This is a genomic window from Streptomyces catenulae (assembly GCF_000718015.1).
Taxonomy (GTDB): Bacteria; Actinomycetota; Actinomycetes; order Streptomycetales; family Streptomycetaceae; genus Streptomyces; species Streptomyces catenulae.
Window position 1 is genome coordinate 311,563 of record NZ_JODY01000003.1, and the last position, 22,325, is coordinate 333,887.

Genomic DNA, 22,325 nt, shown 5'->3' on the forward strand with positions numbered 1-22,325 from the left:
TCCAAGATCATGGATGCCGGTGCGGGCCCCGCGGCCCTCGCACCGCACGCCGACGAAAGGTTGCACACCCATGGCTTTCGCACTCCTCCGGCGTGGCCGGTCCGACCGCGTACGCGGCGGAGCGGGCATCCGGCTGGCCCTGCCGGTGGGCGCCGGCGGTCTCGCCCGTACGGTCACCGACCCCTCGGGGCAGCCGGTCGACGGGGCGGTCGTCACGGTCACCGCGGTCACCAGCCGCAAGGTCGTCCACAAGGGCACCACCGACCCGTTCGGACTCTTCGCCGCGGCGCTGCCGCCCGGCCGCTACAGCCTGATGGTGTCGGTCGACTCCCTCCAGCCCCACCAGGAGAGCGTCGAGGTCACGGCCGGGCGCGGTGCGGAGCCCGAGCCGGTCCGGCTCACCGAGGCCCGCGCCCTGGAACTGCCCACCGCCGGAACGTGGCTCTTCGACCCGCCGCACACCGCGATCCGCTTCATCGCCCGCCATGTCGGCATGGCCAACGTGCACGGCCGGTTCACCCGCTTCGAGGGCGGTATCCGCGTCGGCGCCGACATGGCCCACTCCCATGTCGAGGTGCGGATCGACGCGTCGAGCATCACCACCGGCAACCGCACCCGCGACAACCATCTGCGCTCCGCGGACTTCCTGGACGTGGCGAACTACCCGTACATCCACTTCACCAGCAACCGCTTCGTGCACCGCGGCGGTTCGCAGTGGCAGCTCCAGGGCTCGCTGAGCATGCACGGCGTCAGCCGGTCCGTCGCCCTCGACACCTCCTACCTCGGCGTCGTCAACGGCGGCTACGGGCAGGAGCTGCGCTGCGCGGCCCTCGCCAAGGCCGAACTCCACCGCGAGGACTACACCCTCAACTGGCGCACCATGCTCGCCCGCGGCATCGCCGTCGTCGGCCCCACCGTCAAGCTGGAGCTGGACGTCCAGGCGATGTACCGCAGCCACGACACCCCGACGCCGCCGGAGTGAGCCGCGCCCGCGGCCCGCGCCGGGTCACCGCCCGGCCGCGCCGCGGACCGCCGCCGCCACCTCGCGGAAGAACCGCGCGTGTGCCCGGCGGCTGCACGGCGCCTCCGGGTTCCAGCCGACCAGCCGGGCCGACGCCGCCACCGCTTGCCAGTGCGCGCCGCCGCGCAGCGCCTCCGGCGGCGCGGCGTTGGCCCGGACGTCGCTCAGCACGATGTCCGGGCGGAGCGCCGCGACCTCGGCCCAGGTGGCCGTCGCCCAGTTCGCCCCGGGCCCGGCGGCCGGCTCCAGCAGCGCCACCCCGTGCTCCCGCAGCGTCCGCAGATCCGGCCAGGCACCCGGCCGCGCCAGATACGCCTGCTCCGGACCGGCCGCCGACAGCGCCAGCACCCGGGGCCGCGGCCCGTCGCCCGCCGCCGTGCGCAGCGCGTCCTCCGCGTCGTCCAGCGCGAGGGCGGCGCCCGCCGTCTCGCCCGCGCCCAGCGACCCGGCCAGCGCCGCGAACCGCTCCCGCACCACCGCCAGCCCCCGGCCGGGCCCCACACCCAGCGCCACCACCGGGACGTGCGCCTCCAACTCCCGCGCCGTCTTCGCCTCCAGCCCGTACACCGCCTCCCCGTCGTAGGTGACGGCCACCACCAGGTCCGGCGCCGCCCCCAGCACGGTGTCCGGATGCACCGCCGCCCCCGCGCCCAGATACGGGATGCCCTCCCGGGGCAGCTCCCCGCTCTTCGTCCGGTCCGGCGCCGCCCCGTCGTGCTGCGACCCGAAGAGCCCCACCGGGCGGACGCCGTGATCCCACAGCGTCGCCCCGGCCTGTATGTACGCGACGATCCGCGACGGCCGTTCACCGGCCACCGCCAGACGTCCGCGGTCGTCGGAGAACTCCCACGGCGTGCTCCGCTGCATGACGTGTCGCCTCTCTGCCCGGTGTCGGTCCGCTCCTGCCGCCCGTGCCGTGGCGCCCGCGCCCTCCCCGGCGGCCCTGCCCCCGCCCCGAAGGCGGTGAGGGGCGTCCCCCGGCGGCGTCGGTTACCTGCCCAGTCCGCGCACCCCGCACCCCTCTTGGTCCATACCTCCCCGGGCGCACCGTGCGCCGCACCGTTCAACCGGCCGGATGACCGACCGCGCCACACGGCCGCCGCGCGCGGGCGCCGGACACGGTATTGCCCCCGCGGCTGCCATGCTTCTACGGTCTCCTTCCCGCCCGGGAACCGGCGCCGCACGGGCCCGCCCGCCGCGCGCGGGCACCCGTACGGAAGGAAGCGGACGGCGGCCCGCCGCGGGTCACCGTCCGCGGCACGGGCGGCCGTCCGCGCCGGGCCGCCCGCCGCACGGCACGCAACCGTGGCGCAGTGAGGGAGACCGGACGTGACACGCACTCTCATTACCGGCGGTCTGGTGATCACCGCTTCCGACGAACTCCACGCCGATGTCCTCGTCGAGGGCGGCCGGGTGGTGGCCCTCGCCACCCACGGCAGCCACGACTGGCAGGCCGACCGCGTCATCGACGCCGCGCAGAAGTACGTCATCCCCGGCGGCGTCGACGCCCACACCCACATGGAGATGCCGTTCGGCGGCACCCGGGCCTCCGACACCTTCGAGACCGGCACCCTCGCCGCCGCCTGGGGCGGCACCACCACCCTCGTCGACTTCGCCATCCAGCCCAAGGGCGGCTCCCTCCAGGAGGGCCTGGACACCTGGCACGCCAAGGCGGACGGCGTCTGCGCGATCGACTACGCCTTCCACATGATCATGTCCGAGGTGAACGCCGCCTCGCTGAAGGAGATGGACCGCCTCGTCGAATCCGGCGTCAGCTCCTTCAAACTCTTCACCGCCTACCCCGGGGTGTTCCTCTCCGACGACGGACAGATCCTCCGCGCCATGCAGCGCGCCGCCGACAACGGCGCCCTGGTGATGACCCACGCGGAGAACGGCCTCGCCATCGACGTCCTCGTCGAACAGGCCCTGGCCCGCGGCGAACGCGACCCGCGCCACCACGGCGAGGTCCGCAAGGCGCTCCTGGAGGCCGAGGCGACCCACCGCGTCATCAAGCTCGCGCAGGTGGCGGGCGCCCCCGTCTACGTCGTGCACGTCTCGGCGCGCGAGGCCGTCGCGGAGCTGATGCGCGCCCGCGACGAGGGGCTGCCGGTCTACGGCGAGACCTGCCCGCAGTACCTCTTCCTGTCGACCGACAACCTCGCCGAACCGGACTTCGAGGGCGCCAAGTACGTCTGCTCCACCCCGCTGCGCCCGGCCGAACACCAGGAGACGCTCTGGCGCGCCCTGCGCACCAACGACCTCCAGGTGGTCTCCACCGACCACTGCCCGTTCTGCTTCACCGGCCAGAAGGAGCTGGGCCGCGGCGACTTCTCGAAGATCCCCAACGGGCTGCCCGGCGTCGAGAACCGCATGGACCTGCTCCACCAGGCCGTCGTCGACGGGCACATCGACCGCCGCCGCTGGATCGACATCGCCTGCACCGCCCCGGCCCGGATGTTCGGCCTCCACCCCAAGAAGGGCACCATCGCCCCCGGCTCCGACGCCGACCTCGTCATCTACGACCCGCACGCCGAACAGACCCTGTCGGCCGCCACCCACCACATGAACGTCGACTACTCCGCGTACGAGGGGCGGCGGGTGACCGGCCGGGTCGAGACGGTGCTCTCCCGCGGCTCCGTGGTGATCGACAACCGCCGCCACACCGGCCGCGCCGGACACGGCGTCTACGTGCCCCGGGGCCTGGGCCACTACGCGGGCTGACCGCCGCTTGCGGTTGCCGTTGCGTCAACTCCTACGGTCGTCACCAGGGCCGGAGAGACCGGCCCGGCGAGGAAGGGACACCGCCATGACCTGGTCGATCGCCGAGGTCGCCCGGATGAGCGGGGTGACGTCCCGGACCCTGCGGCACTACGACGGCATCGGCCTGCTGCCCCCGGCCGGAACCGGGAGCAACGGCCACCGCCGCTACGGCGAGGCGGAACTCCTGCGGCTCCAGCAGATCCTGCTGATGCGGGAGTTGGGCCTGTCGCTGCGGGAGATCCGGGCGGTGCTGGACAGCCGCGCCGACCGGGCCGCCGTGCTCCGCGCGCACCACACCCGGCTGCTGGCGGAGCGGGACCGGCTGACGACGCTGGCCGGGACGGTCGGCCGCACCCTCGCCGCACTGGAGGAAGGCAGGGAACACCCCGACATGAACGGCATCAACCGGCCCGAGAACCTCTTCGCGGGCTTCACACCCGACCCGGAGACGGACGCCGAGGTCCGCGAGCGCTGGCCGCGGGCGTGGGAGGAGTCCCGGCGCGCCACCGAGGCGATGACCGACGAGGAGACCGAGCGGTGGCAGCGGGAGGTCACGGCCGGGATGGTCCGCATGGCGGAGTTCATGGTGGCGGGCACCCCCGTCACCGACCCCGCCGTCCAGGCCGAGACCGACGCCCACCACCGCGGCGTCTGCCGCTTCTGGACCCCGAACGCGGCGGCCTACCGCGGTCTGGCGGCGACCTATGTCGACGACCCCCGCTTCCGCGCCACCTTCGACCGCGTCGCGGAAGGACTGGCCGCCTACCAGCGGGACGCGATGGAGGTCTACGCGGCGGAACGGCTGAGCTGAGGTCCGGCGGGTCCGGTGTCCGGCGGGTCCGGCGTCCGTTGCCCGGCGCCAGGCCGGGCGCCGGGTCCGCCGGGCTCGCCGGGTCCGCCGCGTCCGCCGGGCTCGCCGGGCCCACCGGGGGCTCGCCGGGCCCACCGGACGGGGACCCGCCGGGCCCCGCCATGCGTGCCCGCCGCCCGGCTACCGGGCCGATGCGCGGCGGGCGCCCTCGGGCCAGAGCACATGGACCGGGAGCCCCGCCGCGCGGGCCTCGGCGACGGTGGTGGCGGTGCCGCCGCCCTTCGCGGGCGGCAGCCCGTCCCAGACCGCGACCAGGGCGTCCGCCCGCTTCAGCAGCGCGGAGTTGGCCGCCTCGAACGCCGCCAGACTCGCCTGCGGGTAGGGCTCCACCGTCACCTCGGACGCCGCCGCCACCAACCGGTCGAACCGCTCCCGTACGGCCGGGTCGGCGAGGGAGCCGCGGTAGTCGTGGAACGGCAGCACCACCTCCAGCGTGCCCCCGGCGGCGAGCACCGCCTCCGCGAAGACCGAGTCGGCGCCCGGGGCCAGACAGGACAGGCCCGTCAGACCGTCCGCCCCGGCGGTCAGTTCGGTCAGCAGCGCGGGCAGCGCCGCCCGGAGCAGCCGCTCCGTCCCCTCGGCCAGATCCATGTGACCGGTCACGGCGATCATCCGCACTCCGTCTCGCCCTCCTGTTCGGCTGCTACGCCACGGTGGCCAGGAACCCTACAACGTAGGCCGCGGCGAAGATCAGCGGCACCCACTGCTCCACGTAGGTCAGCGGCAGATACCGCCGCCAGTCACGGCCCTCGCCCAGCGCGACCCACTCCGCGTCGGAGTACGCCAGCGCCGGGAGTCTCCGCTCCAGCGCACCGATCACCGCGTACTTGGCGGCGTTGAGCTGGCGGTACGACCGCATGGTGACGAACCACGCCAGACACTGCGTCAGCAGGATCATCAGCCCGGCCGACCGCACCCAGGCCGAACCGTGGATGCCGCTGCCCGCCGCAGCGGCGGCGACGACCGCGGTGTTGAGGGTCAGGAAGAAGGTGTTGGTGAGATTGCGCCGGGAACTGACCCGGTCGGCCATCTCCACACACAGCTTGTACTGCTCCAGCACCGCGCTCCGGTAGGTCTCCTCCTTGCGGGTGTAGTCGGACGGGCCGATGTCCACGTTCCAGAGGTTCTCATCGATGCCTGCCATGCGGCCATGGTGGCCGAACTCCCGCCCGGGAAGGGAGAGTTCCGCACCAACCGATCGCCTGCTCCAGGCGGTCAGGGCTCGGCGGATATCTCCGGGCCGGGCGGCGCCGGGGCGGCCGAGGGCGGGGCGCCGACCAGCCCGTGCAACCGGCCCGTCGGACCGAGATCGAGACGGACGGTGTCGCTGTCGGCCGCGCCCCGCCCGCGCACCTCGCGCAGCCGCGCGCACAGCCACTCGTACGGGATGTCGAGCGCGACCGGCCCCTCGCCCGCGCTCTCCGGGCCCTCCGGCCGCTCCTGTCCGGGGGTGCGGACCGCCCCGGCGACGGAGACCAGACGGCCGTGTGGATCGAGCGCCGGTTCGTTGGGCCCGGCGGGGGAGACGCCCCGGATCCTGGCGCCGGGGGTGAACTCGACGCGGAACAGGGTGCCTTCCGGTCCGGACGGTGCGCTGTCCGCGGGGGCGTCCGCTTCGCCGCTCCGGGTGCCCGCGTCACCGGTGCCGGTCGTCGCGTCCGCGGCTCCCGCCCGTTCCGCCGTCCGCAGCACCTCCTCCAGGTCGGCGAGGGTCGGGCAGCCGGTCGCGTCCCGGCGGTCGGCGGCCTCCTCCTCGGCGCGGACACCGTCGAGGACGTGCCGGTAGGCGGGCAGCCACTGCGCCCTGACCGCCTCCTTGACCCGCTGCTTCCGCCTGCCGTCGAACGTGGTCGGGTCGATCCGGGTGAAGTGCGGGGTCCAGCCGGGCCCGAAGTGGATCACGCCCCGCACCAGCGGCGCCCCGCCCTGCTCCGGACGGCGCAGCGGTGGATAGCCCGGGAAGACGGGCGGCGGACCGGGCGCCCCGGTGGCGGAGGCGGCACCGGCGTCCGCGGTGACCGCGCCCGCCCCGCCGTCGCCGGTCCGCGCCCCCTCCGCGCCGCCCAGGACCCGCGCCAGGATCGCATCGCCCCGGACCCGGAAGGCCGCGTACTCCCGCTCGTCCGAGTAGACCAGCAGCAGGACGTGGTGCGGGGCGCGGCGCCGGATCAGCTGTTCCAGCTCCCAGAGCGTGCCCTCGGCGACACCGGTGCCCAGCACGACGATCCGCGCGTCGTCGATGAGCGCCGTGACCACCGGCTGCCAGTCGTCCCACGGGAGGTAGAGGCGGGCGGCGCCGGGCTGCGGCAGCCGCTCCTCGGGACGGCCGACGGCGATCACCCGGCCGAACGCCCGGAACATCCGGGTGAGGTTCTCCTCCGTCGTCAGCTGCTCGCCGCTGCGGTTGACGAAGTGCGGCCGGGCGGCCGGGGGCGGCAGGGACGCCGCGGGCCGGTCCACCGTGAACGGCCGCAGATAGAGCACGTACGGCTCGCCGCGGGCCTCGTCCACCGTCCGCAGCACCCGTGCGCAGTGGCGCCGTCCGTGGCGCCGCAGCCGGGGCCCGGCCACCGTGGCGCCGGTGCTCGCGAGGAAGGCCACGGCGGCGATGAGCACCCGCTGCCACCCGGGCGTACCGAGCAGATCCTCGGGGAAGCGCGCCCGGCCCAACTGGGTGACGGCCGTGAGGAAGCCGAGCACGGCGACGACGTTCAGCGCCGAGCCGAGCAGGCGCAGCAGCAGGCCCCACGGCCGGTGCTGTCGGCGCAGCGGGGTGCCGAGCGGGGGGAAGGGCCGCCCGGACGGGGCATCGGTGTTCCCGTTCATGAGGCCACTCACCCACACCCGCGCCGAGCGCCGCAAGGTCTGTGGACAACCCTCGCCGGAGGTCCAACCTCCCTGCCGGAGGCGCTCTTTGGCGGTGGATTCCCGGTCCGGCCGGACGTCCTCGGCCAGGTGTCGGCGGGTGGCGTCGTACGGGGTTCGAAACGCCCCGGTGTGGAAGGATTCCGGCACCGTCCGCGTCGGGCGGCCCCGGCGGACCCGCTCCGCACGGTGCCGTCGTGGCACGGCCGCCGGGCCCCGCCCGGCCGGTGCTCCCGGGCCCGCCCGTACGCCGAACAGAAGGAGCGCAGCGTGGACTTCGGAGTCGTTCTGCAGACCGATCCGCCCGCATCGTCCGTGGTGGGGCTGATGCGCCGGGCCGAGCGGAGGGGGTTCCGCTACGGCTGGACCTTCGACTCCGCCGTCCTGTGGCAGGAGCCGTTCGTCATCCACAGCCGCATCCTGGAACACACCGAGCGGCTCATCGTGGGCCCCATGGTCACCAACCCCTCGACCCGTACCCCGGAGGTCACCGCCTCCACCTTCGCCACCCTCAACGACATGTACGGCAACCGCACCGTCTGCGGGATCGGCCGGGGCGACTCCGCGATGCGGGTCGCGGGGCGGCCGCCCAACACCCTGGCCCGGCTGGGCGAGTCGATCGGCGTGATCCGGGACCTCGCCGAGGGCCGCGAGGCCGACGTCGGCGGCCACCGGCTGCGCCTCCCCTGGGTCCGCGACGGTCGACTGCCCGTCTGGATGGGCGCGTACGGGCCCAAGGCGCTGGCCATGGCCGGGCGGCTGGCCGACGGGTTCATCCTCCAGCTCGCCGACCCCTACCTCACCGAATGGATGGTCAAGGCGGTGCGTGACGCGGCGGCGGACGCGGGCCGCGATCCGGCCGAGGTAACGGTCTGTGTGGCCGCGCCCGCCTATGTCGGCGACGATCTCGCGCACGCCCGGGAGCAGTGCCGCTGGTTCGGCGGGATGGTCGGCAACCACGTCGCCGACCTCGTCGCCCGGTACGGCGCGCACTCCGGCGCCGTCCCGGAGGAGCTGACCGCGTACATCGAGAAGCGCGCCGGGTACGACTACTCCCACCACGGCCGGACCGGCAACCCCGACACCGCCTTCGTGCCGGACGCCGTCGTCGACCGCTTCTGCCTGCTCGGACCGGCCGAGGCCCACATCGAGAAGCTGCGGCGGCTGCGGGAGCTGGGCGTCGACCAGTTCGCGCTCTACGCCATGCACGACGCGAAGGAAGAGGTCATCGACGCGTACGGGGAGCAGATCATCCCGGCGCTGACCGACTGAGGCGCCGACCGGCCCGGGCGCCGACCGGCTTGAGGGGGCGCCCGGCCCGGGGCCGCGCGCCCCGCCGGGCCCCGGGCGCGCCCGTCCCGGAGTCGCGCCCGGGGCGCCCCCGGACACACCACGGGCCCGGCCGGAACGACCGGGCCCGTGGCACATGGAGGCGGAACCTCCGCCGGATCAGACGCCCGGCGGTACCCGGGACGGGCGGCCGCGTCCGGCGGTGAGGCGGTACCCGGCGATGCCCGTCAGGGCCGCCGCGACACCGCCCGCCGCCGTCCAGATCCAGCGGTCGGACCACCAGCCGGAGCTCCAGCCACCGTCCGGCTCGGCCGCCGTCGCGGCGCTCGCCGAGGACGCCGACGGGCTCGGCGAGGGACTGTCCGACGCGTCGTCACCGGCCTGGTCCTGCGTGTCGGAGACGGTCGCCCCCGGGACGAGCGGCGCGGCCAGCGCCCCGTCCACGGCATGGGCGCCGCCCGCGTCCGTGACGTCCGCGGTCACCTCGGCACGCACCGGCAGCCCCAGGTCCTCCTGCGGCTGCTCGGTGGTGGTCAGCCGCAGGTAGTAGCGGCCCGGCAGCGGATCGTCGGACCACGGCTCCGCCCATCCGCGGACGGTCCGCAGGGTGCACGCCAGCTCCACCGACGTGGCGTCGGCCGCCACCGTCCGCGCCTGCATGCCGTAGCGGCACGCCTGACGGCGCCGCAGCCCGTCGTACACGTCCAGCCGCCAGGTGGCCTCGCCGTGCCGCGCCGACTCGGGGAGCTTCACCTTCGCCCGGACCGTCGCGTCCTGCCCCTGGTCGAGGGGGACCGCCCAGTACAGGTAGTCGCCCGTGGAGGCGTCGGCGGTGGCGCGCTGACCGGGCAGCATCAGCGCGGCCGTACGGAACGACGTGCCCGCCTCGGTCGGCGCGGGCGCCTCACCGTCGGACCCCGGGCTCGGGGAGCCGTCGGAAGCCGTCGGCGTCGGGTCGTCGGCGAGGGCCGGTGCGGCCGCGGCGAACAGGGAACCGGCGGTGAGCAGCGCCGCCGTCAGGGTGCGCAGGGTCCGCATCAGTTGGTCCTCCAGACGGAGATGCGCCAGCGGGAGATCCAGCCCCACACGAGGCCGCCCACCAGACCGGCCAGGGCGAGGGTGACCAGCAGCCACCAGCCGCGGCCCAGCCCGAAGGCGGCCGGGTCGGCGGCGGCGCGCGGCCCGTCCACCACGTCGACGGCCAGCTCGACGGGGAGCCCCGGGTCCCGCTTGACCGACGCCGGTGCGGAGAAGGAGTTGCTGACCTGGAGGCAGACCGTCTCGGCGGGCGGGGTGTCGCTGCCGTCCGGCGCGTCCTCGTCCGCCTTCGGGTAACGCAGCCCGGTGGAGAGGACGTCGGTGCGCCCGTCGCCCGCCTCGGAGCCGCGGACGATCTCCCGGCCGTGGACGGTCACCGCCCGCAGCAGCACGCCGTAGTCGTTGTCGACGGCCCGGTCGGCGGCGACGCTCACCGAGGCCCGCAGCTCCTGGCCGGGGCGGACGTCGACGCGGTACCAGCGGTGCTCGCCGAAGCGCTCCCGGTCGTTGTAGAGACCGGGCTTCAGCTCGGGTGCCTTGGTGCACTCCGCGGCGCCCTCGGTCGCCACCGGTGTCACCACCGGATCGGCCGCCCGGTCCACCAACTGGTGCACCCGCTTGCGGAGCTGATCGGTGTGGTGGACGGAGGTGTACGTACCGCCGGTGGCCTCCGCGATGCAGCTGAGCTGCTTACGGGTCTTGGCGTCCGGCAGCAGACCGAGCGTGTCGACGGTGAGGTGGATGCCCTTGGCGGCGATGTCGCGCGCCACCTCGCAGGGGTCGAGCGGCTGGCAGGTGTCCTCGCCGTCGGTGATCAGGACGATCCGGGCCGAGTCGCCGCCCTTGAGGTCGTCCGCGGCGGCGAGCAGCGACGGGCCGATCGGCGTCCAGCCCGTGGGGGCCAGCGTGGCGACCGCCGCCTTGGCGTCGTTCCGGTCGAGCGGGCCGACCGGGTAGAGCAGCTTGGTGTCCTTGCAGCCGACCTGGCGGTCCTCGCCGCGGTAGTTGGCGCCGAGGGTGCGGATGCCCAGCTCGACATCGCCGGGCACCGCGTCCAGCACCTCGTTGAAGGCGGTCTTCGCCGCCGTCATCCGGGTCTGGCCGTCGAGGTCGCGGGCGCGCATGGAGCCGCTGACGTCGAGGACCAGCTCGACCTTCGGGGTGGGCTGCGCGTCCGGCTCACCGGCCGCGGCGGGTGTGGGGAGCAGGCCGACGGCCACCGTGGCGAGCAGGCCGCACACCCCGGCCGCCAGCCGCTTTCTTATGATCATCGACGGATCGTATGGAGGATTCGCCGCCGAAACAAAACGGCCCGTCAGATACCGGACGCGGCCCGCCGGACGCCGCCACGGCCGCCCGGCCCCGCCTCTTCCGCTACGGCACCCGCGCCGTCCACTCCGCGTCGGCGAACTTCGTCCGCACCAGCTCCTCGGCGCGCGCCAGCTCCGCGTCGGTGACCGCGCCGCGGGTCAGACCGTACCGGTCGCGGAACGAGCCGATCATCCGCGCGATGACCTCCTCGCGCGCCAGCCCCGTCTGCCGCCGCAGCGGATCGACCCGCTTCTTCGCGCTCTTCGTGCCCTTGTCGGACAGCTTCTCCTTGCCGATGCGCAGCACGTCGAGCATCTTCTCCGCGTCGATGTCGTACGACATGGTGACGTGGTGCAGCACCGCGCCGGGCCCGCCGTCCGGGCCGACCATCCGCTTCTGCGCGGCGCCCGCGACCTTGCCGACCTCGGTGGCGATGTCGTTGAGCGGCTGGTACCACGCCCGGATGCCCATGTCGCCGAGGGCGCCGAGGACCCAGTCGTCGAGATAGGCGTAGCTGTCCGCGAACGACAGACCGGAGACCAGCGCCTCCGGGACGGCCAGGGAGTACGTGATGGTGCTCTGCGGCTCGGCGAACATCGCGCCGCCGCCGGAGATCCGGCGCACGACCGTGACGCCGTGCCGGGCGGTGCCCTCGGCGTCGACCTCGTTGCGCAGCGACTGGAAGCTGCCGATGATCACGGCGGGGGAGTCCCACTCCCAGACCCGCAGCGTCGGCGCCCGGCGGCCCGCCGCCACCTCCGCCGTGATGACCTCGTCGAGCGCCATGTGGAGGGCGGGCGGCTGCGGTTCGTCGTGGATCAGCTGCCAGTCGTAGTCGCCCCACTCGGTGGCCTGCGCCAGCGCCCGCCGTACGGCGATCGCGACGCCCTCGGCCGTCAGCCCGAACATCACCGTGTCCTTCGGCAGCGCCGCGGTGATCCGGGCGGCGAGCCCCGCCGCGTCCGTGGTGGCGGGGGCGCCCTCCAGCGCGTTGTCGATCGCGCCGATCGCCTCGTCCGGCTCCAGGAAGAAGTCACCGGCCACCCGGACGTGCCGCAGCACGCCGCCCGCCACGTCCAGATCCACCACGACGAGCTTGCCGCCGGGAACCTTGTACTCGCCGTGCACCGTGCCGCCTCCGCGCCGCCGTCGGCCGCACCGGCCGAGAACCGTCCTGTTTGTCCCACCGTAACCGAGACCGGTGACAACCGGACCCGTCCGTCTGTTCGGGCCCGGCGCCGCCGCCCCGCACCAGGTCACAGGCGTGCGGCGGCAACTCCCGGGCCCCCGGCGGGGCTTGGCGGCCCTGGCCAGAGCCGTCCCCCAACTCCTACGATGCGGGGGAACGGGGAGGGGGAACGACGTGGTGCAGCGTGTGGGACGGGTGGAGTTCGGCGTCGCCTGGGTGATCAGGAACCTCGACGTACTGATCGCCGTGGGGCTCGGTCTGACCATCGGCATGATGGACGTCTTCGGCGACGTCATCAGCGACGACGTGTCGTCCGGTGCGACGCTCCTGGTGCTCGGCACCCTCGCGGTCGGCTCGATGACGGAGAGACTGCGTCGCAAGTCCGACATCGAGGAGGCGTCCGCGGACACCCGCCGCGCCCTGGAGGACCTCGCCATGGTCCGCTCGCTGTCGGGCGACGAGGTCGGCGACGCCCTGGAGCGGGCCCGCGCCCAGACCAACCGCTGGTCCTTCAAGGGCGGCACCGGCACCTATCTGCGCGCCGTGACGCTGCCGCGCTGCGTGGCGACCGCCACCCGCCAGCGCGCCCAGCTCAGCGTCAAGATCGACATCATCAACCCGGCCGACGAGCGCACCTGCGCCGCCTACGCCCGCTTCCGCCAGACCTTCGCGCACCGCCGCAACGACGACACCGCGCACGCCTGGACCGTCGACCGCACCCGCAAGGAGGCGTACGCCACGGTCCTGGCCGCCTGCTGGTACCGCCAGCGGCTCGACACCCTGGAGATCAGCGTCCACCTCTCCTCGGGCGTCCCCACCCTCCGCTTCGACCTCTCCGAGTCCTGCCTGATCATCACCCAGGACGACCCCAACCGCGTCAACCTCCTCGTCCCCCGCGACCGGCCGCTCTACGACTACTACGTCACCGAGCTGCACCAGAGCCGCGAACAGGCCGTCCACCTCAGCCTGCGCGACGCCGCCCCGCTCAGCGACGAGCCCACCGTCGACGAGGTCCGCGCGGTCTTCGACGACGTCGCGCTGCCGCTGCCCTCGGTCTTCGGCGACACCGACGTCGCGGAGATCATCGACAAGGCCCTGCACGCCGAGGACCCCTACCGGAGGTGAGACGCCCCGGGCGCGGCTCATGGACTACGACACGCTCGACCGACTGCTCCGGCCCGGCACGCCGCCCGAGGCGCCGCGCGCCGGGATCACCCGCGTCCTGGAGGACATCGCCCGCGGCAGACGGCAGCTCCGCGCAGTCCACCACCCGCTCGGCTTCCTCTGCCTGCCGCTGGTCCGCGACGGCGCCCGCGGCGTCTGCGTCCACCTCTTCGGCACCGGCGCCCGCCCCGACCCCACCGCCGCCCCCATGCACGCCCACAGCTGGGAGCTGCGCAGCTACGTCCTCTACGGCCGGGTCGGCAACCTCCCCGTCACCGTGACCGACGCCGCGCAGGCCCCCACCCACCGCATCTTCGAGGTCATCAGCGCTCCCTCCGGCGTCGACGAACTGCGCCCCACCCCCCGCCTGGTGCGCTGCGAGCCGGGACCCGCCGCCGCCAGCGGCAGCGGGGAGACGTACAGCCTGCCGGCGGGTGAGTTCCACGCCACCGTCGTCACCCGCGACGAGCCCGCCGCCACGCTGGTGCTCGGCCGGTCGCTGCCCGGCCACACCGACCTCTCCCTGGGCCCCCTGCACGGCCACGGCCACCGTACGGTGCGCCGGTTGTGCGGCGCGGAACACACCGAACGGACCGTCCGCACAGCACTCAGGAGGATCCATGCCGAGCAGCGCGAGTGACCGGGACGCCGCACCGTACGCGCACGAGACGCGGGTGGCCGTCGCCGCCGCCGAGGAGGCCGGGGCGCTGCTGCGCGGCCGGTTCGGCGCGGCGCGGGCGGTGGGCGAGAAGGACGCCGAGGGCGATGTCGTCACCGACCTCGACCTGGCCGCCGAGAAGATCATCCTCGCCCGCCTCCAGACCCACTTCCCGCACGACCGGATCCTGTCCGAGGAGGCCGGTCTGCTCGACGCCGTCGGCCGCCGCACCTGGCTGGTGGACCCGCTCGACGGCAGCAACAACGTCGCGATCGGCCTGACCGCATACGCCGTCGGCATCGGGCTGTGCCTGGACGGCGCACCGGTCGTCGGGGTGGTGCACGAACCGGTCACCGGCCGCACCTGGCAGGCGGTCCGCGGCCGGGGCGCCACCTGCGGCCCGGAGCGGCTGCCCGGACCGTCCGGCGCGGTGCCGCGCAGCGGGCCGGTGGTGGCCTGGACGCAGGGTCACGCGGTGGGCCGGGCCGACCCGGTGGCCGCCGGGCTCCGCGGCCGACTGGAGCGGCGGTCCCGGCGGGTGCTCCAGCTGTGGGCGCCGCTGCTCGGCTGGTCCATGCTGGCGCGCGGCGCGATCGACGGTTTCGTCGGCTACCGCGCGGAGGGCATCGACTTCCCCGCCGGTGCGCTGCTGGCCGCCGAGACGGGCGTGGAGTTCCGCACCCTGGACGGCGGCCCCTTCACGGTGGACGCCGCGGCCCCGGACACCGACCGCAACTTCGTCGCCGCCCGCGCGGACACCCTGACGTACCTGCTCGACGTGGTCGGGGAGGCGCGGGCCGCCTGACCGGGAGGCGGGCGGTCACCGGCTCCCGGGGGCCGTCCGCCTCACGCCACGGTGAGCGCCGCCGTGGCCGCCAGCGTCGCCGTCACGGCCAGGACGAGACCGGTGCCCATGAAGCGCCGCAGCGGGATGACGGTGCCCTGGCCGCGGCACCGCTCGAACCACAGCAGCGTCGCCAGCGAGGCCCACGGGGTGACCAGCGGGCCGACGTTGGTGCCGATCAGCAGCGCCAGCAACTGGTGGTGGTTGCCGACCGGCACCGCCGCCTCGCCCGCCATGTAGACCGGCAGATTGTTGAGGACGTTGGACAGTCCCGCGCCGACGCCCGCCGAGCGGAGCATGCCCAGCAGCCCGCCGTCCGGCCCGATCGCGGCGGTCAGCAGCGCGTGCAGCCCGTGCGCGTTGACCGTCTCGACGACCAGGAACATCCCCGGCACCAGCACCAGCAGCCGCCACGGCACCAGCGACAGGCGCAGCTCGGCCGGGCGCCGCAGCGCGAACGCCACCACCACGATCAGCATCGTCGTCAGCGACGCCGACCACAGCGGTACGTCCGCGACGAGGATCGCCACCAGGAACCCGGCACACGCCAGCGCACACACCCGGAACAGCACCGGATCGGCCGGTGCCGTCCGCTCCGGCGGCACGTACCCGTCCGAACCCCGCCGCCCGCGCCGCCAGTAGAACCCCCACAGGCACGCCGTCGTCACGGCGATCGCGGCCAGTTGGGGCAGGCCCATCGTCGCCGCCATCTGCGTGGGGGAGAGGCCGACCCGGTCCGACGCCAGCAGATTGGTCAGGTTCGACACCGGGAGCAGCAGGCTCGCGGTGTTCGCCAGCCAGACCGTGGTCATCGCCAGCGGCACCGGCGCGATGCCGACCCGCCCGGCCAGCGCCAGCATCACCGGCGTCAGCAGCACCGCCGTGGTGTCGAGGTTCAGCGCGATGGTGGTGACGGAGGCGAAGAGCACACACAGCCCGAAGAGCCGCGGATAGCTGCCCCGGCCGGTCCGCGCCACCCACGACGCCACCGCGTCGAACACCTCCGCCCGGCCGGTCAGTTCCGCCATCACGATCACCGTGGCGAGGAACGCCAGCAGCGGCCCGATGCGCGCCATCGCCTCCCCCGCCGGTGCGGTCGGCAGCAGCCCCGTGGCCACACAGATCAGACCGCAGGCGAGCAGCCCGGCGGCGAGCCAGTCCAGGGGATGCAGACGTTTGAGGAAGCGCACGCCGGACAGCGTCGCACACACGGCCGGACGGGACGGGGGCGAGGCGAGGATCAAGGGCCCGGGCGGAAGGCTCCGGCGCCCGCCGCCCCGCCCCGCACGCCGGAGCCCGGCGCCGCCCGGACGGCGGCCCGCCGCGCGCCCGCCCGCCGCGGCCCGATCCCGCCCACGGCCCGCCGCCCGCACACGTGATCCCGTCGAACCCCCTGCCCCGCCACCCCCGACCTCCTACGATGGGGCCATGGTGACAGACGGGGAACTGCTCGGCCGGACGCGTGACTTGGACTTCTTCATCAGCTATTCGCCCGCCGACGAGCAATGGGCGTCCTGGATCGCGTGGACCCTGGAGGAGGCCGGGTACCGCACCGTCATCCAGGCGTGGGACTTCGTCGCCGGGACCAACTTCATCGACTTCATGGACCGCGGCGTCAGCGAGTCCGTCGCCGTCATCGCCGTCCTCTCCGGCCACTACGGCCGCTCCACCTACGGCCGCATGGAGTGGCAGGCCGCGCTCCGCGCCGAACCGGAGCAGCCCGAACGCAAACTGCTCACCGTCCGCGTCGAGGACATCCCCATCGAGGGCCTCCTCGCCACCATCACCTACGTCGACCTCGTCGGCGTCGCCGACCCCGCCACCGCCCGGAGCATGCTCCTCACCCGCGTCGGCCAGGCCGTCGAGGGCCACGCCCGCCCCGGCCACAGCCCCGGCTACCCCGGCTCCCTCTCCGCCACCGGCTCCTTCCAGCTGCCCGCGCCCGGCACCGCCGGTGACGACCGGCAGCGCCCGCTGGGCCGCACCGGCTGGTCCGGCCGCCGCCGCCCGGCCCGCCCCCCGCAGTACCCGCGGTCCCCGGGCCCGGCCCGCGAACAGGGCGCGCTCACGGTGCTCCATCTCGCCGGTCCCGACTTCGGCCGCGGCCGTGAACCGGACGCGCTGCGCCGGGAGATCCGCGGCGACCTCGTCGAGCTGAAGGACGCCGGGGCGCCCTCGCCCGACCTCCTCGTCGTCACCGGCGACCTCACCGCCTCCGGCAGCCCCCGCGAGTGCGACCAGGCCCTCAGCTTCCTCACCGGACTCCGCTCCCAGCTCGACCTGCCGCCGCAGCGCGTCGTCGTCCTCCCCGGCAACCAGGACGTCAGCCAGGCCGCCTGCCGCGGCTACTTCCACACCTGCGAGGCGGACGAGATCCCGCCGCAGCCCCCGTACTGGCCCAAGTGGCGCCACTACACCCGCCTCTTCCGCGGCCTCTACGAGGGCCTGGACACCGTCTTCGACAGCGACCAGCCCTGGACCCTCTTCCCGGTCCCCGAACTCCACACCGTCGTCGCCGGGTTCAACTCCTCCATCGCCTCCAGCCACCGCCCCGAGGACCAGTACGGTTTCCTCGGCCGCGACCAGGCCACCTGGTTCGCCGAGGCGCTGCGCGGCTACGAGGAGGAGGGCTGGCTGCGGATCGGCGCGCTCCGCCACCCGCTCACCGGCCGCCGCCGCCCCCAGGACGCCCCCGGCGGCCCCGGCATCCTCCGCGACGTCGACACCTTCACCCGGCTCGCCGCGCCCCGCCTCCACTTCGTCCTGCACGGCCCCAGCGGCGGCCCCCGCACCACCGGCGGCGAGCCCTCCCACGACCACCTCCCGCTCCAGAACGGCGCGCTGCCGCTGTACGGTTCGGCCGCCCCCGCCGGGTTCGAGCTGCTCCACGTCACCGCCGACGGCGTCACCCGCTGGACGGGCGAGGGCGGCACCGAACCGACCGTCTTCCCGGTCAGCTGGCAGGGCGCCGGACGGCTCTTCGCCCCCGCCGGGGAGCCCGCCGGGCCGCCGACCGCCGCGCCGCCCGCCGACCACCGTGCCGTCACCGAGCCCGCCGACTCCCTCGCCGAACGCGTCAAGGAGGTCTGCCGGGCCCGCCAGGAAGGCGTCCGGCTGCGCGACGTCCCCCGCGCCACTGCCGACGACCTCACCCAGATCATGGTCACCTGGAGCGACGAGGGCGTCATCCGCCAGCAGCGCATCGCCGTCCACCCCGGCACCCCCACCGACGCCGAACTCGACCGCTTCCTCGCCCAGGCACACGCCACCGACACCGGCTCCGACGCCGAACTGGTCCACGACGGCCCGCCGCCCGCGACGTCGCTGCGCGAACGCGCCGGGCGCCGCGGCATCCGGATCCGCAGCTTCCTCGAATTCCAGGGCCTGCTGGACCTGCGCTCCTACGTCACCGCCCAGACCGCCCGCCTCGGCAACGACGACCGCTACGCCCCCGACCTCTACCTCCCGCAGCGCTACCGCGACGCCGAACGCCCCGACGCCGACGAGCGCGACCATCTCGTCGAGGAGATGCTCCGGCTGCTGGAGACCGACCACGGCCGCTTCCTGCTGCTCCTCGGCGACTTCGGGCACGGCAAGACCTTCGCCCTGCGCGAGCTGGCCCGCCGTATCCCCGAACGCCTCCCGCACCTCACCCCGATCCTCATCCCGCTGCACACCCTCGACCGCGCCCACAGCCTCGAAGGGCTCGTCGCCGCCCACCTCGCCGGTCACGACGTCGACACCATCGACCTGCGCGCCCTGCGCTACATGCTCGGCCAGGGCCGCGTCGTCCTCCTCTTCGACGGCTTCGACGAACTCGTCAACCGCGTCAGCTACGACCGCGCCGCCGACCACCTCCAGGTGCTCCTCAACGCCGCCGTCGACAACGCCAAGATCGTGGTGAGCAGCCGTACCCAGCACTTCAAGTCCCAGGACCAGGTCCTCACCGCGCTCGGCGAACGCGTCGGCCTCCTCTCCCAGCGCCGCATCCTCGCCGTCGAGGGCTTCGTCCCCGAGCAGATCCGCGCCTACCTCGTCAACCGCTACGGCGACGAGGAGACCGCCGCCCGCCGCTTCGAACTCCTCGGCAACATCCCCGACCTGCTCGCCCTGTGCGCCAACCCCCGGCTGCTGAGCTTCGTCGCCGACCTCGACCCCGACCAGCTGCACGCCGTCGCGGGCGCCGGCCGCGCCCTGAGCCCCGCCCGCCTCTACGAGGACGTCTTCACCGCCTGGCTCGCCCACGAGGAGCGCCGCGGCCAGGGCGGTCCCGGCGCCGCGCCCGGCCTCACCCTCGACCACCTGTGGGCCGCGGTCACCGCCCTCGCCCGCCGCCTGTGGGAGACCGGCCGCAGCGCCCTCCACCTCGACGAGCTGACCGACACCGTCGCCACCGCCCTCGCGGGGCTCGCCGGGACCACCCTCACCACCCAGGAGAGCGCCCAGGCGGTCGGCGCCGGATCGCTGCTGATCCGCACCGACGACGGCCTGTTCCAGTTCATCCACGGCTCCGTCGTCGAATGGCTCATCGCCCGCGAGGCCGCCGACCGCCTCGCCGACGGCGACAGCGCGCTGCTCGCCGCCCGCCCGCTGAGCGCCCTGGCCGTCGAGTTCTTCTGCGACCTCGCCGACCACGACCTGTCCACCGCCTGGGTCCGCACCGTCCTCAACGCCCCCGGGCCCGGCGTCGGCGACGCGGCGCGCGCCAACGCCGTCCGCGTCATCGACCGCCTCCGCGTCCCGGCCGGTGCCGATCTGCGCGCCGCCCGCCTCTCCGGCGAGGACCTCTCGGGACGTGACTTCTCCGGCGTCGACCTCACCGGCGCCGACCTCACCGACACCCGCCTCATCGGCGCCAACCTCTCCGGCGCCGTGCTCCGCGACGCCCGCCTCAACGGCGCCCGCCTCGACCACGCCGACCTCTCCGGCGCCGACGTCACCGGCGCCGATCTGCGCGGCGCCCGGCTGACCCGCGCCGATCTGCGCGGCGCCGTCCTGACCCGCAGCCGCTGGCAGCGCGCCGCCCTCATCGACCCGCTCATCGACCCGCAGGTCCGCGCCGCCCCCGAGCTGCGCACCGCCTCCGTCGCCCCCGGTATGCCCGTCGAGGTCGGCTTCCGCCCGGCCGCCGTCGGCGTCCCGTACGGCTTCGACATGCGCACCAGCCGACTGCCCGAACCCCTCTCGTACAGCCCCGAGGGGGAACTCCTCGCGGTGGGCAGCGAGGACGGCGGGGTGCTGGTCTGCGCCGCCGACACCGGGCGCGCCCTGCGCACCCTGCACGGCCACGAAGGCCGGGTGTACGCGGTGAAGTTCCGCTCCCGGGTGCTGGCGACCGGCGGCGCCGACGGCACCGTCCGGCTGTGGGACCCGGTCTCCGGGCGGCAGCTGCACCGGCTGGACATCCATCCGGGCGGCGTCTGGCCGGTCTCCCTCGACGACGCCGGGTCCCTCCTCGCCACCGGTGACGCGGACGGCCTGGTCACCCTCTGGGACACCGCCACCGGCGAGCCGCTCCAGCAACTCCCCGGCCACGCCGCGCCCGTCTACACCGCGGTCTTCAGCGCCGACGCCCGCACCCTCGTCACCGGCGACGCCGCCGCCAACCTCCGCATCTGGGACACCCGTACGGGAGAGTGCACCGGCACCCTCGACGGCCATGAGCACGCGGTGTTCCGGGCCCGGTTCAGCCCCGACGGCACGCTGCTGGCCACCGGCGACCACGGCGCCGAGGGCCACGGCACGGTCCGCGTCTGGGATCTGGCCGGGCGCCGGTTGCTGCACACCTTCACCGGCCACACCGGCCGGGTCTACACCCTCGACTTCCACCCCGAGGGGAATCTCCTGGTCAGCGGCGACACCGACGGTCAGGTCCGGCTGTGGGACCCGGTCGTCGGCGCGCCCGCGGGCGCCCTGGAGCGGTGCACCGGCGCGGTCTACCAGGTGATGTTCGGCAACGGCGGTCGGCTCCTGGCGGCCTGCGACAGCGACGGCACCGTCCGGCTGTGGCGGGTCGCGCTGAGCGGTGGCCACCGCGCCATCAGCCTGTTGCGGCAGCAGCCCGTGGAGCACCGCGGCTCCGCCTGGGCCTGCCGGTTCCGCCCGCAGGGCAGCCAGTTGGTGACCGTCGGCAACGACGGCGGCGCGCAGATCTGGGACGCCGACACCGGTCAGGGCCAGCGGATCCTGCGCGGCCACGGCCGCCGGGTCAACACCGTCGCCTTCAGCGCCGACGGCTCCCGCATCGCCACCAGCGGCAACGACGGCATAGTGCGCCTGTGGGACACCCGTACCGGCCGCCGCACCGCCGAACTCACCGGCCGCGGCGACCGGTTGATCTCCGGCGTCTTCAGCCCCGCCGGTCCGATCCTGGGCACCGCCAGCAACGACGGCGACGTCTACCTCTGGAACGCCATGACCGGCGAGTATCTCCGCGAGATCGATGTGGAGACCGACCACACCTGGGCCGAGGCGTTCAGCGCCGACGGCACTTTGCTCGCCACCGCCAACGACGACGACTCCGTCCGCCTGTGGTGGCGCGCCACCGGCGCCCACATCGCCACTCTCGCCGACCACCGTGGCCGGGTGCGGTCGATCGCCTTCCGCGGCGACGGCGCGGCGCTCGCCACCGGCTGCGACGACGGCCGGGTCCGCCTCTGGGAGCAGGACAGCGGCCGGATGACCGCCGAACTCGACGGCCACGCCGACCGGGTCTACGCCGTCACCTTCGGCGCCGACAGTGACTGGCTGGCCAGCGCCTCCTGGGACGGCACCGCCCTCATCTGGCGCGACGGCGCCCCCCGCCACGTCCTGACCGGGCACCACGGCCGTCTCTGGGCGGCCGTCGCCCACCCCCGGCTGCCGCTGCTCGCCACCGCCGGTGACGACCGCGTCATCTGCCTCTGGGACGCCCGCACCGGCGCCCGCGTCGCCCGTCTCACCGGCCACACCGGCCGGATCTTCTCGCTCTCCTTCAGCCCCGACGGCACCCGCCTGGCCAGCGGCGGCGAGGACGGCACGGTCCGCCTGTGGAACGTCCCGGCACCGGACGGCCCGCCCACCCCGCACGCCACGCTCATCGGCGTCCCCGGCGGCTGGGCGGCGCTGACCCCCGAGGGCGGCTACAAGTACGAGGGCGAGGTCACCGGCGAGTTCTGGCACGTCGTCGGCATGGCCCGGTTCACCCCGGGCGAGCTGGACGCCTATCTGCCGGGCGTCCACCGGCTGCCGCTCGACGCGGAGTTGTGAGGGGACGGGCCCGGCGCCGACGGCGGTTCGTCGGTGCTCCGGCCCACATCCCGGAGACCGCTCTTC

Annotated in this window: 16 protein-coding genes; 8 read left to right on the plus strand and 8 right to left on the minus strand. The window is 74.7% G+C overall.

What is annotated here, in order from left to right:
• The first annotated feature begins 70 nt into the window (after positions 1-70).
• Entirely contained in the window at positions 71-982 is a 912-nt protein-coding gene (locus tag IF23_RS0105390; protein WP_030280358.1) for a YceI family protein, read from the plus strand.
• A gap of 24 nt (positions 983-1,006) precedes the next feature.
• On the opposite strand, the gene IF23_RS0105395 is transcribed toward IF23_RS0105390, so the two are convergent.
• Complete coding sequence (locus tag IF23_RS0105395) at positions 1,007-1,888, minus strand: substrate-binding domain-containing protein (RefSeq protein ID WP_030280359.1); 882 nt, start codon at positions 1,886-1,888, stop codon at positions 1,007-1,009.
• Positions 1,889-2,350: 462 nt separating this feature from the next.
• Here IF23_RS0105395 and hydA point away from each other — a divergent pair, with 462 nt between their 5' ends.
• Together hydA and IF23_RS0105405 are read left to right on the plus strand one after the other, a co-directional pair.
• Positions 2,351-3,742: a dihydropyrimidinase gene (gene hydA, locus IF23_RS0105400; RefSeq protein WP_030280361.1), complete on the plus strand. Its 1,392-nt coding sequence runs from the start codon at positions 2,351-2,353 to the stop codon at positions 3,740-3,742.
• Positions 3,743-3,827: 85 nt separating this feature from the next.
• Positions 3,828-4,592 (plus strand): MerR family transcriptional regulator, encoded by a 765-nt coding sequence (locus tag IF23_RS0105405; RefSeq protein WP_030280362.1) that lies wholly within the window; start codon positions 3,828-3,830, stop codon positions 4,590-4,592.
• A 180-nt stretch (positions 4,593-4,772) separates the two neighbouring features.
• Here IF23_RS0105405 and IF23_RS0105410 read toward each other — a convergent pair whose 3' ends face one another.
• The 3 genes from IF23_RS0105410 to IF23_RS31890 all read right to left on the minus strand — a co-directional run bounded on the left by IF23_RS0105410 (position 4,773) and on the right by IF23_RS31890 (position 7,478).
• On the minus strand, positions 4,773-5,264 hold the full coding sequence (locus tag IF23_RS0105410; RefSeq protein ID WP_030280363.1) for a hypothetical protein: 492 nt from the start codon (positions 5,262-5,264) through the stop codon (positions 4,773-4,775).
• Between the two features lie 31 nt (positions 5,265-5,295).
• A complete protein-coding gene (locus IF23_RS0105415) occupies positions 5,296-5,796 on the minus strand; it encodes a RipA family octameric membrane protein (RefSeq protein ID WP_030280364.1) in 501 nt (166 codons plus the stop codon).
• A gap of 71 nt (positions 5,797-5,867) precedes the next feature.
• Positions 5,868-7,478, minus strand: a complete 1,611-nt coding sequence (locus tag IF23_RS31890; RefSeq protein ID WP_051739245.1) for a hypothetical protein — start codon at positions 7,476-7,478, stop codon at positions 5,868-5,870.
• Between the two features lie 309 nt (positions 7,479-7,787).
• On the opposite strand from IF23_RS31890, the gene IF23_RS0105425 reads away from it, so the two are divergent.
• Positions 7,788-8,789 (plus strand): TIGR03842 family LLM class F420-dependent oxidoreductase, encoded by a 1,002-nt coding sequence (locus IF23_RS0105425; RefSeq protein WP_030280366.1) that lies wholly within the window; start codon positions 7,788-7,790, stop codon positions 8,787-8,789.
• A gap of 177 nt (positions 8,790-8,966) precedes the next feature.
• Here the strand turns inward: IF23_RS0105425 and IF23_RS0105430 are convergent, their stop codons facing one another.
• The 3 genes from IF23_RS0105430 to lplAB form a co-directional block, all read right to left on the minus strand.
• Positions 8,967-9,845 carry a hypothetical protein gene (locus tag IF23_RS0105430; RefSeq protein ID WP_030280367.1) on the minus strand — a complete coding sequence of 293 codons (879 nt, stop codon included), beginning with the start codon at positions 9,843-9,845 and terminating at the stop codon, positions 8,967-8,969.
• Positions 9,845-11,116 (minus strand): VWA domain-containing protein, encoded by a 1,272-nt coding sequence (locus IF23_RS0105435; protein WP_030280368.1) that lies wholly within the window; start codon positions 11,114-11,116, stop codon positions 9,845-9,847. Before IF23_RS0105435 ends, IF23_RS0105430 begins: the two co-directional genes overlap by 1 nt.
• A 103-nt stretch (positions 11,117-11,219) precedes the next feature.
• The gene (gene lplAB, locus IF23_RS0105440; RefSeq protein WP_030280370.1) at positions 11,220-12,284 is read right to left on the minus strand and encodes a lipoate-protein ligase LplAB; all 1,065 of its coding nucleotides are present in this window, start codon (positions 12,282-12,284) and stop codon (positions 11,220-11,222) included.
• Positions 12,285-12,519: 235 nt separating this feature from the next.
• On the opposite strand from lplAB, the gene IF23_RS0105445 reads away from it, so the two are divergent.
• From IF23_RS0105445 to IF23_RS0105455, 3 genes are read left to right on the plus strand one after another with little or no spacing between them, the layout of a single operon-like run.
• Positions 12,520-13,470 carry a hypothetical protein gene (locus IF23_RS0105445; protein ID WP_245654898.1) on the plus strand — a complete coding sequence of 317 codons (951 nt, stop codon included), beginning with the start codon at positions 12,520-12,522 and terminating at the stop codon, positions 13,468-13,470.
• Between the two features lie 19 nt (positions 13,471-13,489).
• Positions 13,490-14,149: a hypothetical protein gene (locus IF23_RS0105450; protein WP_030280376.1), complete on the plus strand. Its 660-nt coding sequence runs from the start codon at positions 13,490-13,492 to the stop codon at positions 14,147-14,149.
• Positions 14,130-14,972: an inositol monophosphatase family protein gene (locus IF23_RS0105455; protein ID WP_030280378.1), complete on the plus strand. Its 843-nt coding sequence runs from the start codon at positions 14,130-14,132 to the stop codon at positions 14,970-14,972. The genes IF23_RS0105450 and IF23_RS0105455 overlap by 20 nt, the downstream gene beginning before the upstream one ends.
• Before the next feature lie 41 nt (positions 14,973-15,013).
• On the opposite strand, the gene IF23_RS0105460 is transcribed toward IF23_RS0105455, so the two are convergent.
• Positions 15,014-16,201: an ArsB/NhaD family transporter gene (locus tag IF23_RS0105460; RefSeq protein ID WP_245654899.1), complete on the minus strand. Its 1,188-nt coding sequence runs from the start codon at positions 16,199-16,201 to the stop codon at positions 15,014-15,016.
• Between the two features lie 238 nt (positions 16,202-16,439).
• Between IF23_RS0105460 and IF23_RS0105465 the strand changes: the two genes are divergently transcribed.
• A complete protein-coding gene (locus tag IF23_RS0105465) occupies positions 16,440-22,259 on the plus strand; it encodes a WD40 domain-containing protein (protein ID WP_030280382.1) in 5,820 nt (1,939 codons plus the stop codon).
• The last annotated feature ends 66 nt before the right edge of the window (positions 22,260-22,325 follow it).